At 64.7% G+C, this 13,490-nt stretch carries 10 protein-coding genes; 7 read left to right on the top strand and 3 right to left on the bottom strand.

Translation table 11 applies throughout. The features are described 5' to 3' along the window. Window positions 1-29 precede the first annotated feature (29 nt). A complete protein-coding gene (locus ACE103_RS25075) occupies window positions 30-1,289 on the bottom strand; it encodes an MFS transporter (RefSeq protein WP_375775270.1) in 1,260 nt (419 codons plus the stop codon). Window positions 1,290-1,926: 637 nt separating this feature from the next. On the opposite strand from ACE103_RS25075, the gene nirB reads away from it, so the two are divergent. From nirB to ACE103_RS25055, 4 genes are all read left to right on the top strand, one after another. Continuing rightward, window positions 1,927-4,386, top strand: coding sequence for a nitrite reductase large subunit NirB (nirB, locus tag ACE103_RS25070; protein ID WP_375775269.1), 2,460 nt, complete (start codon window positions 1,927-1,929; stop codon window positions 4,384-4,386). Beyond that, window positions 4,383-4,712, top strand: coding sequence for a nitrite reductase small subunit NirD (gene nirD / locus ACE103_RS25065; RefSeq protein ID WP_074130559.1), 330 nt, complete (start codon window positions 4,383-4,385; stop codon window positions 4,710-4,712). Before nirB ends, nirD begins: the two co-directional genes overlap by 4 nt. A gap of 21 nt (window positions 4,713-4,733) precedes the next feature. Next, window positions 4,734-7,397 carry a molybdopterin-dependent oxidoreductase gene (locus tag ACE103_RS25060; protein WP_375775268.1) on the top strand — a complete coding sequence of 888 codons (2,664 nt, stop codon included), beginning with the start codon at window positions 4,734-4,736 and terminating at the stop codon, window positions 7,395-7,397. Between the two features lie 165 nt (window positions 7,398-7,562). Next, window positions 7,563-8,756: a LanC-like protein gene (locus tag ACE103_RS25055; RefSeq protein WP_375775267.1), complete on the top strand. Its 1,194-nt coding sequence runs from the start codon at window positions 7,563-7,565 to the stop codon at window positions 8,754-8,756. A 20-nt stretch (window positions 8,757-8,776) separates the two neighbouring features. On the opposite strand, the gene ACE103_RS25050 is transcribed toward ACE103_RS25055, so the two are convergent. After that, complete coding sequence (locus ACE103_RS25050) at window positions 8,777-9,019, bottom strand: hypothetical protein (RefSeq protein WP_375775266.1); 243 nt, start codon at window positions 9,017-9,019, stop codon at window positions 8,777-8,779. A gap of 273 nt (window positions 9,020-9,292) precedes the next feature. Between ACE103_RS25050 and ACE103_RS25045 the strand changes: the two genes are divergently transcribed. Together ACE103_RS25045 and ACE103_RS25040 are read left to right on the top strand one after the other, a co-directional pair. After that, window positions 9,293-10,519 (top strand): CaiB/BaiF CoA transferase family protein, encoded by a 1,227-nt coding sequence (locus ACE103_RS25045; protein ID WP_375775265.1) that lies wholly within the window; start codon window positions 9,293-9,295, stop codon window positions 10,517-10,519. Between the two features lie 235 nt (window positions 10,520-10,754). Beyond that, complete coding sequence (locus tag ACE103_RS25040; protein ID WP_375775264.1) at window positions 10,755-11,150, top strand: Rid family hydrolase; 396 nt, start codon at window positions 10,755-10,757, stop codon at window positions 11,148-11,150. An 11-nt stretch (window positions 11,151-11,161) separates the two neighbouring features. On the opposite strand, the gene ACE103_RS25035 is transcribed toward ACE103_RS25040, so the two are convergent. Continuing rightward, window positions 11,162-11,851 carry a TetR/AcrR family transcriptional regulator gene (locus ACE103_RS25035; RefSeq protein WP_375775263.1) on the bottom strand — a complete coding sequence of 230 codons (690 nt, stop codon included), beginning with the start codon at window positions 11,849-11,851 and terminating at the stop codon, window positions 11,162-11,164. A gap of 295 nt (window positions 11,852-12,146) precedes the next feature. Here ACE103_RS25035 and ACE103_RS25030 point away from each other — a divergent pair, with 295 nt between their 5' ends. Then, window positions 12,147-13,379, top strand: coding sequence for an acyl-CoA dehydrogenase family protein (locus ACE103_RS25030; protein ID WP_212309687.1), 1,233 nt, complete (start codon window positions 12,147-12,149; stop codon window positions 13,377-13,379). Window positions 13,380-13,490 lie beyond the last annotated feature (111 nt).

Here is a 13,490-nt window from a genome sequence, read left to right as displayed (position 1 = left end):
TCCGAACCCGTCCTTTTCGGAGCGGGCCGTTAGACGCGCGCTCCCGACACCGCGCCCCAGGTAGTGCGCCAGCGGACCTTGACCATCGCAAGTCCGATGAAGCCAAGCAACGCCAGCACACCGAAGAACAGGAAGCCGGCGCCAAAACCGCCGGTCATGCCCTTGGCGAAGCCAAGGGTCTGGGCGAGGAAGAAGCCGCCGACGCCGCCGGCGCAGCCGACGAGCCCGGTCATCAGGCCGATCTCGTGGCGGAAGCGCAGCGGGATCAGCTGGAACACCGCGCCATTGCCCATGCCGAGCGCCAGCACGCCGATCGAGAACAGCAGCACCGAGATCCAGGCGATGCGCGGCAGCTCGGTCAGCGCCCAGCCGCCCGCGGTCGGCGCAGTCGGGCCCTCCGGCATGAAGGCGATCACGAGATAGGCGGCGACGACCACGCCGAACAGGATCGACAGCGAACGAATCCCGCCGATGCGGTCGGCGATCATGCCGCCGACCGGGCGGAAGCCCGAACCGAACGCGACGATCAGCGCGACCAGCATGCCGGCCGCGACGCCCGAGACGTGATACTGCACGGTGAAATAGAGCGGCAGCGCATTGGCGAGGCCGACGAAGCCGCCGAAGGTGATGAAGTAGAAGAACATGAACCAGCGGCTGTCGGAATCCTTCAGCAGCGCGCCGTAGGCCTTCAGCGAAATCTTCTTGCGCTCGCCCGGCGCGTCCTTGGCCGCGAATGAGTAATAGGCGAGCACCATCAGCATCGGAATCAAAAGGCAGCCGAACACGGCCTGCCAGCCCCAATGTTCGGCAATGGTCGGCGCGAGCAGCGTGTCGAGCACGACGCCCATATTGCCGGCACCGGCGATCCCCATGACCAGGCCCTGATATTGCGGCGGATACCAGCGGCTGGCCTGGGGCAGGGCGACCGCGAACGAGGCGCCGCCGACGCCGAGCGCAAGCCCGAACAGCTCGATTGCGAGCTTGCTGGTCAGCCCGAAATGCCAGACCGATGCGGTCGCAGCGATCACGACGAGCTGGGCGATGATGCCGGTGCGCTTGGCGCCGATGATGTCGGCGAGAATGCCCATCGGCACGCGCAATAGCGCGCCGGCCAGCACGGGAATGGCGACCAGGGTGAACTTCTCGTTCACAGCCAGATTCATGTCGCGCGCGATGTAGACGATCAGCGGTCCGAGCGCGACCCACGCCATGAAACTGATGTCGAAGTACAGGAACGCGGCGAGCAGGGTCGGCCAGTGACCTGCCTTCTTGAACTCAGCTAGCTTCATCGCAAGCGTCTCGCGGTGATGCGGCGGAGATGGCCGCTGACGTGCGACGCTCTCGGGCGCAGATAAATCGAATGTGGGTGAATGCGTGAGCGCGCTCGCCGTTGAGACGCACTCCGTCAAGAGTTCAGGTCAGCAAGTTGCGTGCCATCGAATCGATCGCGTCGCTTTGCCTTGCAGTCGCAAGACGTTGCCGCGAGATCGCGAACCAAGTTCGGCGCTCGGAATTGGCGTGGCTTGCAGCAAGCGCCGCCGCGCAAACGCGCATGCTGATGCTTTCTTGTGCGATGCGTCACGAGCGCGCGATAGCGTATCAATGGCGGGTTCACGATTGCGGCCGCGGCCGCTGATGCTGTGATGCACAAGAGATCATCGGCGTGGCTTAAAATTTGGCCTGTCGTCTGCGCGGCGTGCCGCCCGGCCGATTTGAGATGGCCGAAAACCCATTGATTTTGCAATCAGATTCGTCCGCGGGGAGTTGGCACGCGTTTTGAATATCAGTCAGTAACGGAACATCGGTCGTCATCGAAGACGGTCTGCGCCCGCGGCTGGGCTTCCTACAACTCCAAACCTTTATCGGTGCCTATCAACGACGCACGCCGCGTCGCTGGATAGCGCCGTCGGAATTGAAAGGCAGACCATGCTCGACAAAGTGACCAAGCAGAAGCTCGTGGTGATCGGCAACGGGATGGCCGGCATCCGCACGGTCGAGGCGCTGCTCGAGCGCGCCCCAGATCTCTACGACATCACGGTGTTCGGCTCCGAGCCGTACGGCAATTACAACCGCATCCTGCTGTCGCCGGTGCTCGCCGGCGAGAAGACCGTCGACGACATCATGCTCAACACCGTCGACTGGTACGAGGACAACAACATCACGCTGCGCAAGGGCGAGACGATCAGCATGATCGATCGCCGCACGTGTGAAGTCGTCACCGAGGCAGGCGAGCGCGTGCCCTATGACCGCCTGCTGATCGCGACCGGCTCAAATCCGATCATGCTGCCGCTGCCGGGCAAGGACCTGCCGGGCGTGATCGGCTTCCGAGACATCTATGACGTCGACCGCATGATCAAGGCCTCGACCGACTATCGCAACGCCGTCGTGATTGGCGGCGGCCTGTTGGGCCTCGAGGCCGCCAACGGGCTGATGAAGCGCGGCATGAACGTCACGGTCGTGCATCTGCTCGACACTTTGATGGAGCGCCAGCTTGATCCGGTGGCCGGCGGTCTCTTGCGCAAGTCGCTGGAAGAGCGCGGCATGGTGTTCAAGATGCCGGCGCAGACCCAGGCGATCCTGGGCGAGGACCGCGTCACCGGCGTGCGCTTCGGCGACGGTACCGAGCTGGCGGCCGATCTCGTGGTGATGGCGGTCGGCATCCGTCCGAACTTCGAGCTCGCCAAGAAGGCGGGGCTCTACTGCGAGCGCGGCATCGTCGTCTCCGACACCATGCAGACCTATGACGGTCGCATCTATGCGGTCGGCGAATGCGTGCAGCACCGCCGCCAGACCTACGGTCTCGTCGCGCCGCTGTTTGATCAGGCCAAGGTCTGCGCCAACCACCTCGCGATGAAGGGCTTTGCCACCTATGACGGCTCGGTCACCTCGACCAAGCTGAAGGTCACCGGCATCGACCTGTTCTCGGCCGGCGACTTCGCGCCGGGACCGGACAAGGAGGAGATCGTGCTGCAGGACGCCAATCGCGGCGTCTACAAGCGCATCATCCTGAAGGACAAGAAGATCGTCGGCGCCGTGCTCTATGGCGACACCATCGACGGCCCCTGGTACTTCCAGCATTTGCGCGACGGCACCGACGTCTCGCATATGCGCGAGCGGCTGGTGTTCGGCGCCGCCAATCTCGGCGAGGGCGGCGTCAGCGGCCAGAACTCGGTTGCCGCGATGAACGACGAGACCGAGATCTGCGGCTGCAACGGCGTCTGCAAGGGTGCGATCGTCAAGGCGATCTCCGAGAAGAAGCTGTTCACGCTCGATGACGTCCGCGCCCATACCAAGGCGTCATCGTCCTGCGGCTCCTGCACCGGCCTCGTCGAGCAGGTGCTGGCGTTCACGCTCGGCGGCGACTATTCGGCGGCGCCGAAGGTCAAGCCGCTGTGCAAGTGCACCGATCACAGCCACGACGACGTCCGCCGCGTCATCGTCGAGCAGCAGCTCAAGACCATTCCCGCCGTCATGCGCTTCATGGAGTGGAAGACGCTCAACGGCTGCCATTCCTGCCGTCCAGCGCTCAATTACTACCTGCTCGCGACCTGGCCGGGCGAATATCGCGACGATCAGCAGTCGCGCTTCATCAACGAGCGCGTCCACGCCAACATCCAGAAGGATGGCACCTATTCGGTGGTGCCGCGGATGTGGGGCGGCGTCACCACGCCGAGCGAGCTGCGCGCCATCGCCGATGTCGCCGAGAAGTTCAACATCCCGACGGTGAAGGTCACCGGCGGTCAGCGCATCGACCTGCTCGGCGTCAAGAAGGAGGACCTTCCGGCGGTGTGGGCCGATCTCAACGACGCCGGCATGGTGTCGGGCCATGCCTACGCCAAGGGCCTGCGCACGGTGAAGACCTGCGTCGGCTCCGAATGGTGCCGGTTCGGCACTCAGGACTCCACCGGCCTCGGCGTCAAGCTCGAGAAGTTCATGTGGGGTTCGTGGACGCCGGCCAAGGTCAAGCTCGGCGTCTCCGGCTGCCCGCGCAACTGCGCGGAGGCGACCTGCAAGGACGTCGGCGTGGTCTGCGTCGATTCCGGTTACGAGATCCATTTCGCCGGCGCCGCGGGCCTGCACATCAAGGGCACCGAGTTCCTGACCAAGGTCGAGACCGAGGACGAGACGCTCGAGGTGATCGTGGCGCTGACCCAGCTCTACCGCGAGGAGGGCTGGTATCTGGAGCGCATGTACAAGTGGTGCGACCGCGTCGGTCTGGAGCAGATCAGGAAGCGGGTGGTCGACGACATCGCGAACCGCAAGGCGCTGTTCGCCCGCTTTGCCCATTCGCAGCAGTTTGCGCAGACCGATCCGTGGGCCGAGCGCGCCAGCCGCGGCGTCGACCGCAACGAGTTCGCGCCTCTCGCCGAATTGGAGCTCGCATGACCAGCTGGATCGAAATCGGCGCGCTCGACGACATTCCGCGGCTCGGCTCGCGCGTGGTGCGCACGCCGGGCGGCAACATCGCGGTGTTCCGGACCGAGAGCGACGAGGTGTTCGCGCTCGATGATCGTTGCCCGCACAAGGGTGGGCCGCTGTCGCAGGGCATCGTGCACAACAAGCGCGTGACCTGCCCGCTGCATAATTTCGTCATCGAGCTGGCCAGTGGCCAGGCGGTCGCGCCCGACGAGGGCTGCACGCACACCCATCCGGCCAAGGTCGAGAACGGCGTTGTCTGGTTGTCGGTGCGACAGGCGGCCGCGGTGAGCTGAGCGGGCAAGGATCGGCCAGCCATGCCCGTCAAGACCACGTGTCCCTATTGCGGTGTCGGTTGTGGCGTCATCGCGTCGAAGGACGCGGCGGGCGCGGTCCAGGTCGAGGGAGACAAGCAGCATCCGGCCAATTTCGGCCGGCTGTGCAGCAAGGGCTCGGCGCTCGCCGAGACCATCGATCTCGATGGGCGTTTGCTCGAGCCTGTCGTCGACGGCGTGCCCACGGCGTGGCACGACGCGCTCGATCGCGTCGCCGATGGCTTTAACAAGGTCATCCGCGAGCACGGGCCCGATGCGGTCGCGTTCTATGTCTCCGGCCAGCTGCTGACCGAGGACTATTACGTCATCAACAAGCTCGCCAAGGGCTTTGTCGGCACCGCCAATATCGACACCAATTCGCGGCTGTGCATGGCGTCCAGCGTCGCGGGGCACAAGCGCGCCTTCGGCAGCGACACCGTGCCGGGCTGCTACGAGGATCTCGAGCAGGCGGATTTGCTGGTGCTGGTCGGCTCCAACGCCGCCTGGTGCCATCCGATCCTGCACCAGCGCATGCTGGCGGCAAAGGAGAAGAACCCGGCGTGCAAGATCGTGGTGATCGATCCGCGCCGCACCGCGACCTGCGAGGGCGCCGATCTGCATCTGCCGCTGCGCTCCGGCAGCGACTCCGTGCTGTTCAACGGGCTGTTCGCGTTCCTCGCCGGCAGCAGCGCGGTCGATCGCGGCTTTGTCGGCAATTGCACGACGGGGATCGTCGACGCCCTCAAGCAGGTGGCCGGCCAGACCCTGGCGCAGACCGCCGCGACGTGTGGGCTGAGCGAAGGCGCGGTCGGACTGTTCTTCGACTGGTTCACGAAGACCGAACGTGTCGTCACGCTGTATTCGCAGGGCATCAACCAGTCGTCGAGCGGCGTCGACAAGGTTAACGCCATCATCAATTGCCACCTCCTGACCGGGCGCATCGGCCGTGCCGGCATGGGTCCGTTCTCGCTCACCGGCCAGCCCAACGCGATGGGCGGCCGCGAGGTCGGCGGGCTCGCCAACCAGCTTGCCGCGCACATGGAAATCGAGAATCCCGCGCATCGCGAGCTGGTGCAGCGCTTCTGGCGCGCGCCTGTCATTGCGGAGAAGGGCGGGCTGAAAGCGGTCGACATGTTCGACGCCATCGCCGACGGACGCATCAAGGCGGTGTGGATCATCTCGACCAATCCGGTGGTGAGCCTGCCCGATGCCGATCGCGCGCGTGCGGCGCTCGACGCGTGTGAGCTCGTCGTGGTGACGGATTGCATGCGCGACACCGACACCACGCGGCATGCCGATGTGCTGCTGCCGGCGCTGGCGTGGGGCGAGAAGGACGGCACCGTCACCAATTCGGAGCGCCGGATCTCGCGGCAGCGGCCGTTCCTCGCAGCACCAGGCGAGGCGCGCGCCGACTGGCGCATCATCTGCGACGTCGCCAGTCGTATGGGATATTCCGGCTTCGACTACGCCTCGGTCGCGGAGGTGTTCCGCGAGCACGCCGAATTGTCGGGCTTCGAGAATCAAGGCCAGCGCGATTTCGATATCTCGGCGCTGGCTGCGCTCGATGATCGCGCCTATGACGCGCTGGCGCCGGTGCAGTGGCCGGTGACATCGGACCATCCGGCCGGCACGCCGCGGATGTTCGAGAGCCAGAAGTTCTTCACGCCCGACCGCAAGGCGCGCTTCGTGCCGGTCGCGCCGCGCGCGGCGCAGCATGCGACGAGCCGCGACTTTCCGCTGGTGCTCAACACCGGTCGTATCAGAGATCAGTGGCACACCATGACCCGGACCGGGAAAACCGGACGGCTGCTGTCGCATATCTTCGAGCCCTATGCCGAGTTTCACCCTGAGGATGCGCGGCAGGCCGGGCTGCAAAACGAAGGACTGGTGCGGCTGACCAGCAGCTGGGGCGAGATGATTGCGCGCGTCGTGGTCAGCGCCGACCAGCGCCGTGGCTGCGTGTTCGTGCCGATGCACTGGAACGAGGAATTCGCTGGCGAGGGCCGCGTCAACGCGCTGGTCAATCCGGTGGTCGATCCGCTGTCCGGCCAGCCGGAGTCCAAGCACACGCCGGTCAAGGCCGATCCTTACGCGCCGAAATGGCACGCCTTCATCTTGAGCCGCGATGCGATCAAGCGTCCGGCAAGCGGCTACTGGGTTTACGGCAAGGCCGGCGATTGCACGCGGCTGGAGCTCGCGCTCGACGTCCGCCCGGAGAGCTGGCGCGATTGGGCGCGGGCGCAGCTCGGCCTCGAAGGCGTCGAGATCGAATGGATCGCCTATCGCGATCCGGCTGCCGGCCGCTTCCGCTATGCTGCGGTGCGCGAGGGCCGGCTCGAGGGCTGCGTGTTCATCGCGCCCGATCACGTGCTGCCATCGCGGGCGTGGCTGGCCGGGTTGTTCGCCGAGCAGCAATTGTCGGCCAATGCGCGGATGGCGCTGCTGGCCGGGCGGCCGTTCGGCGCGGGCGAGGATGTCGGGCCGATCGTCTGTTCCTGCTTCAGCGTCGGACGGCACCAGATCACCGCAGAGATCAGGAAGGGCGCCGACAGCGTCGAGGCGATCGGCCGCTGCCTCAAGGCCGGCACCAATTGCGGCGGCTGCAAGCCCGAGATCGGCAAGCTGATCGGCGCCACCGCGCGGCCGCAGCAGGCGATCGCGTCCTGAGACCCGGCGCCGACTTGACGCCTCATCGCTGCGCCGCGCCTTCAGGTGGTGCAGCTGGTTTGCCGCGCGGCATGCTTTTGGATAGCTTTCGTTCAATCGTGCCATCCTTACTTGCCTCACCCGAAGTACAGATGGACGGCGCTCAGGAGCAGGAGCCGCTACGCCATGATTACCGCGGGACGTCATCGTCCGCTTGCACCGGACGCCTGGAATGAATCGGCTGTTCGGGTCGCGATCGAAGAAATTGCGGCCGATGCGGTCGCACATTTTCATCCCGATACGTTCTGGCCGGCTCACCCGAGTGAAGACGGCGGAGGAGACGGTGATCCCAGCTTCTACAAGGGGGCGGCCGGGGTCATTTGGGCACTGGATTACTTGCACCGCACGGGGGCTACCCAGGTCGCCGGCGATTTCCGCCCCGTGCTGCCGAAGCTGATCGAGCAGACCGTAATCGACCACGACGCCAGTTCGCTGCCCGATTATGAGAAGCATGGCTCGCTGCTTCGCGGCGACATGGGGGCGGCACTTCTCGCGATGCGCCTTGAGCCGACATCGAGCCTCGCCGACCTGGTCTATAGCCGGGCCGAAGCAAACAATGAACTGCCGATCCGGGAGCTGATGTGGGGAATGCCGGGGTCGATGGTCGCGGCAGTCCACATGAGCAGGATGACCGGGGAATTGAGATGGCGCGGCCTGTTCGAAGTGCAGGCGGCGCGGCTGTTGGCCGAACTGGAGGACACGCCGCAAGGTCCACTTTGGACCCAGGATCTCTACGGTGCCAAGGATCGCTTTCTCGGGCCGGTTCACGGCTTTGCCGGCAACGTGATCCCGTTATTGCTCGGATGGGATTGGTTGACGGCAGCGCAGCAGGCGCACGTCGCCGAATTCGTGCCGAAGTCGCTTGAAGAGAATGCGTGGCGCTACGACATTGGCACGACATGGGGCCCGAGAAGCAAGCGCGAGAAGCGGCTTTTCATATGCCAGCATTGTCACGGTGCGCCGGGAATGGTGACGAGCTTTGCCGACGCGCCGTTCGCTACGCCGGAATTTGACGCGCTTCTGGTGGATGGCGGGCGCTTTGCCTGGGCCGCCGGACCGCTGACAAAGGGCTCGAACATCTGCCACGGCACGGGCGGAAACGGCTACGCATTCCTCAAGCTCTACCGACGCACGAATGATCCGATCTGGCTCGACCGCGCGCGCCAGTTCGCCATGACGGCCATCGTCCAGTTTCGTGGCGCTCAGATGGTTACCGGCCGCGGCCGGTATTCGCTTTGGACCGGTGACATCGGCCTTGCAATCTACCTTTGGGATTGCATCACCGGGGATGCCCGGTTTCCGACGATCGATGTGTTTTGACTCTAGAATGAGTCCGTGTCCTAGCAGCCGCGGCAGATGCTCTTCAGCTTGCTGTTGAGCAGGCGGTCCTCCTCGTCGGAGGCCGCCTTGGTGTAGGGGTCGTCGGCGTGGCGTTTATCGGCAGCAAATCCGCCGCCGCGACCGGCGCCGCCGGCATACATGCCGTGCAGGCCGCCACCATGGCCGTGGCCGCCGCGCGCATCGGCTGCCGGCATTGCGGCCGCAAGCAGCATCAGCAGCCCGGCCGTCGTGAATGTCCGCATGATGTCCTCCTCGTCGCGATAAAGTACCGCTGACGCTGGGGCAAATCGGTGTCGGCCAACTTCACAATTTCGCGTGGCGGCAATCGGCCGATCCTCGCGGCCGGTTCCCGAAGGACTCCGCCGCTGCGCCACACGGGGATAGCTTCATGCCGACAATGCAGTGCTCGCGGCGCCAAAATGGTGTATCGGCAAGCTCTGGCGCGCCCAAGATGGGGGCGGGACACGGTCCGGCGCCGGATAATCAAGATTGAGCAAGATTTCGGAGGAACGTTCATGTCGGCTCTGCCACTTTCGGGCATCAAGATTCTCGACCTGACGCGGGTGCTCGCGGGCCCGCTGTCGGCCCAGATGCTGGCGGATCTCGGCGCCGAGGTGATCAAGATCGAGCGGCCCGGCGGCGGCGACGACGCCCGCGCCTTCGGCCCGCCCTACCTCCCCGATCCCGAAGGCAAGGCGAACAACAACAATTCGTTCTACCTCTGCGCCAACCGCAACAAGAAGTCGGTCACGGTCAACATCGCCAAGCCCGAAGGGCAGGCGATCATCCGCGAGCTCGCCAAGTCGGTCGACGTGATGATGGAGAACTACAAGGTCGGCGACCTCAAGCGCTATGGCCTCGACTACGACACCATCAAGCAGCTCAACCCCGGCATCATCTATTGCTCGGTGACTGGCTTCGGCCAGACCGGCCCTTACGCCACGCGCGCCGGCTATGACGCGATCCTGCAGGCGATGGGTGGCCTGATGAGCGTCACCGGCCATATCGACGGCGAGCCCGGCGCCGGCCCAATGAAGGTCGGCCCCTCGATCGTCGACTACATGACCGGCATGAACACCTCGATCGGAATTCTGTCGGCGCTCTACAATCGCGACGCCAACAATGGCGAAGGGCAGCATGTCGACGTCTGCCTGTTCGACACCGTGATCGCCTCGCTGTCGCACTGGCTGCAGATCTATCTCGTCAACGGCAACATGCCGCCGCGCCGCGGCACCTGGGGCAATGGCGGCATGCCGGCCGGCGTGTTCCGCTGCACCGACGGAGAATTGATGCTGGTGGTCGGCAATGACGGCCAGTTCCAGCGCACCTGCGCCGTGCTCGGCGAACCCGAGCTCGCCAACGACAAGCGCTTCGTCAGGAACAACGACCGCGTCGTGCACGGCAAGGAGATCATGGCGATCTTCGCCGGCCTGTTCCTGAAGCATCCGGTCGCCTACTGGCTGGAGAAGCTCGAGGAGGCCGGCGTGCCGTCGGGCCCGATCAACAATTTCGAGCAGGTGTTCAGCGATCCGCACGTGCAGTCGCGCGGCATGCGGGTGAAGGTCGATCACCCCTTCGAGCCGAACCTGTCGCTGATCCGCAACGCGCTGACCTTCTCGGGCACGCCGATCACCGACTACCGCGCCCCGCCGCTGCTCGGGGCCGACACCAAGGACGTGCTGGCGACCATCGGCTATGATGACGCCAAGGTCGAAGGGCTGAAGGCGCAGGGGATTCTGTAGGCCCGCGCCGGAGCCCCGCCGCGTAATTCCGTCATCCTGAGGAGGCCGCGCAGCGGCCGTCTCGAAGGGTGAACGGCCCGGCTGGTGGCCGTTCATCCTTCGAGGCTCGCAAGAGCTCGCACCTCAGGATGACGGAGCGAGAGGGGGCTCGCGATAACACTTCGACCTAAATCGAAGCATCATTGACACGAGCCTGCTAGATTGGCGCCATCGATCCCTTATCGAAGGTACCATCATGAAACGGGAAGTGGTCCGCGTCGAACCGATCTCGAGCTGGCTGGAGCGCTGGAAGGCGCCGGCGTCGGCGGTCACCCGCGCCGGCAACATGATCTTTGTCTCCGGCCTGCCGCCGTTCGATCCGGCAACCGGCGAGATCGCCACTGGGGCCTCGATCGAGCGGCAGAGTGAGCTGGTGATGGAGCAGCTGAGGCAATGCCTCGAGGCCGCCGGCGCGTCGTTCGACAATGTGATGAAGTGCAACATCTTCTGCACCTCGGCAAAGCACTTCGCGACCTTCAACGCGATCTACCGGAGATACTTCGCGGATGATCTGCCGGCGCGGATCTTCGTCTGCATCCCGGAATGGACCGGGCCGTTCGACATCGAGATCGATTGCATCGCGATGGTGTAGGGCAGGGCCACTTACAGATCCTGGCGCGTCAGCCGGCCGTGCACCACGACCGGCCGCAGCGCCGGCTTGCTCGGCACGTCGCCCATCGTCAGCGCCATCACCGAGACCGTGACCACGCGATCGATGATGGCGCGGACGTCGTCGAGATCGCATTTGCCTTCCGACAGCCGCAGCAGACGTTCCTTCTCGCGGATGGTGTGATGCGCCATCGCGAGCGCGAAGTGCAGGCCCCAATACAGCTCGGTGTCGTCGCGGCCCGGCATCGCGCGGCGCATCGCGGCGGCGAACTTGCGCAAGTGATCGACCTCGCGGTTCTTGATGCGGCGGATCGGCGGCACCGATTCGATCGAGGCCCGGATCATGAAACGCGCCGCGGTCGAGCCCTCGCGATCGGGTCCGAGGCAGCCGCGCAAGGTGGGGCCGACGAGGGCGCGCATGATGTCCTCGATCGAGGCGCGGCCGCCGCCGTTTTCCTCCGCCGCTTTCAATTCATTGAGACGTTGGCGGTTGGTCTGGATGCTGCGGGTGACGAACAGTTCCGCGATCAATTCGTCCTTGGAGCCGAAATGATAGTTCACCGCCGCGAGGTTGACGTTCGCCTCCGCGACGATGTCGCGCAGCGTGACGTCGCCGAAGCCGCGGTCGGCATAGAGCCGCTCGGCGGCGGCGAGAATGGCGGATCTGGTTTGGTCGCTGGCCATGGCTGAGAGCCTTTCCGTTATTCCGCGGTATGCCGGGGAATGACGAAGACGACAGGGAGTTGCATTTCAAACATTTGTATGAAACTATCGTTTGAAGAGCCGGAAATGTCAATCCGCTGATCGCGGGGCGGCGTTCTGGCACACCACCGCCGCCGTTTTCGCGAACGCCCTTGCGGGCCGCGGAGGCGGGGTCAACAATGTTGCCCAAAAGGCCAAGGCCGAAGTTCGAGACTCAATCAGGGCCCGAGTTCATGGCCAGGTCAGCGGCCCAAGTCTAGGAAACGAGGAGCGTCCCATGGATTTCACGATGTCGGCCAGGCAGAAGGAATGGCTTGAGCGCGTTCAGGCTTTCATGAAAACGCATGTCCGCCCCGCCGTGCCGATCTACGACAAGCAGGACGCCGAAGGCCCGCGCTGGAAGGTGATCCCGATCCTCGAGGATCTGAAGAAGAAGGCAAAGGCCGAAGGCCTCTGGAACATGTTCATGCCGCCGTCCTCGCATGAGGACGACGAATTCCACGGCGCGGGATTGAGCAACCTCGAATACGCGCTGCTGTCGGAAGAGATGGGCCACATCTCCTGGGCGTCCGAGGTGTTCAACTGCTCCGCCCCCGATACCGGTAACATGGAAGTGTTCATCCGCTACGGCACCAAGGAGCAGAAGCGCAAGTGGCTGCGCCCGCTGATGGACGGCGAGATCCGCTCCGCCTTCCTGATGACCGAGCCGGCGGTTGCCTCCTCTGACGCCACCAACATCGAGACCCGGATCGAGAAGGACGGCGATCACTACGTCATCAACGGCCGCAAATGGTGGTCGTCGGGCGTCGGCGATCCCCGCTGCAAGGTCGCGATCCTGATGGGCAAGACCGACTTCAACGCCGCCAAGCATCAGCAGCAGTCGCAGATCCTGGTGCCGCTCGACACCCCCGGCATCAAGGTCGAGAAGATGCTGCCGGTGTTCGGCTTCGACGATGCGCCGCACGGCCATGCCCAGGTGCTGCTCGAAAACGTCCGTGTGCCGAAGGAGAACATCCTGCTCGGCGAAGGCCGCGGCTTCGAGATCGCGCAGGGCCGTCTCGGCCCGGGCCGCATCCATCACTGCATGCGCACCATCGGCAAGGCCGAAGAGGCGCTGGAGAAAATGGTGAAGCGGCTCGCCTCGCGCACCGCGTTCGGCAAGAAGATCATCGAGCATTCGGTTTGGGAGCAGCGCATCGGCGAGGCCCGCACCGATATCGAGATGAACCGCCTGCTGTGCCTCAAGGCCGCCGACATGATGGACAAGGTCGGCAACAAGACCGCGCAGGCCGAGATCGCGATGATCAAGGTCGCAGCTCCGAACATGGCGCTGAAGATCATCGACCAGGCGATCCAGGCCTATGGCGGCGGCGGCGTCTCCGACGAGGCCGGGCTCGCCAAGGACTATGCCCACATCCGCACGCTGCGGCTGGCGGACGGTCCGGACGAGGTGCACAATCGCGCCATTGCCAGACTTGAACTTCGGAAGTATGCAAACACGTCGCACTGAGCATGACGCGGAACGCATGGCGTTCGCGCTGACATCGTGCTCAGAATGAAAAAGAGAAATCAGGCTGGCGTGCCAGCCTGATTGAAGGAGCGTCCGACGGCGCTCCCCAAA

The organism is Bradyrhizobium sp. ma5, from assembly GCF_042258955.1.
Classification (GTDB): domain Bacteria; phylum Pseudomonadota; class Alphaproteobacteria; order Rhizobiales; family Xanthobacteraceae; genus Bradyrhizobium.
This window is presented reverse-complemented; position numbering and strand designations above follow the sequence as displayed.

Bases quoted from the DNA above. Each gene is read 5' to 3' on its own strand.
- ACE103_RS25075 (WP_375775270.1), bottom strand. From the start codon at position 1,289: ATGAAGCTAGCTGAGTTCAAGAAGGCAGGTCACTGGCCGACCCTGCTC.
- nirB (WP_375775269.1), top strand. From the start codon at position 1,927: ATGCTCGACAAAGTGACCAAGCAGAAGCTCGTGGTGATCGGCAACGGG.
- nirD (WP_074130559.1), top strand. From the start codon at position 4,383: ATGACCAGCTGGATCGAAATCGGCGCGCTCGACGACATTCCGCGGCTC.
- ACE103_RS25060 (WP_375775268.1), top strand. From the start codon at position 4,734: ATGCCCGTCAAGACCACGTGTCCCTATTGCGGTGTCGGTTGTGGCGTC.
- ACE103_RS25055 (WP_375775267.1), top strand. From the start codon at position 7,563: ATGATTACCGCGGGACGTCATCGTCCGCTTGCACCGGACGCCTGGAAT.
- ACE103_RS25050 (WP_375775266.1), bottom strand. From the start codon at position 9,019: ATGCGGACATTCACGACGGCCGGGCTGCTGATGCTGCTTGCGGCCGCA.
- ACE103_RS25045 (WP_375775265.1), top strand. From the start codon at position 9,293: ATGTCGGCTCTGCCACTTTCGGGCATCAAGATTCTCGACCTGACGCGG.
- ACE103_RS25040 (WP_375775264.1), top strand. From the start codon at position 10,755: ATGAAACGGGAAGTGGTCCGCGTCGAACCGATCTCGAGCTGGCTGGAG.
- ACE103_RS25035 (WP_375775263.1), bottom strand. From the start codon at position 11,851: ATGGCCAGCGACCAAACCAGATCCGCCATTCTCGCCGCCGCCGAGCGG.
- ACE103_RS25030 (WP_212309687.1), top strand. From the start codon at position 12,147: ATGGATTTCACGATGTCGGCCAGGCAGAAGGAATGGCTTGAGCGCGTT.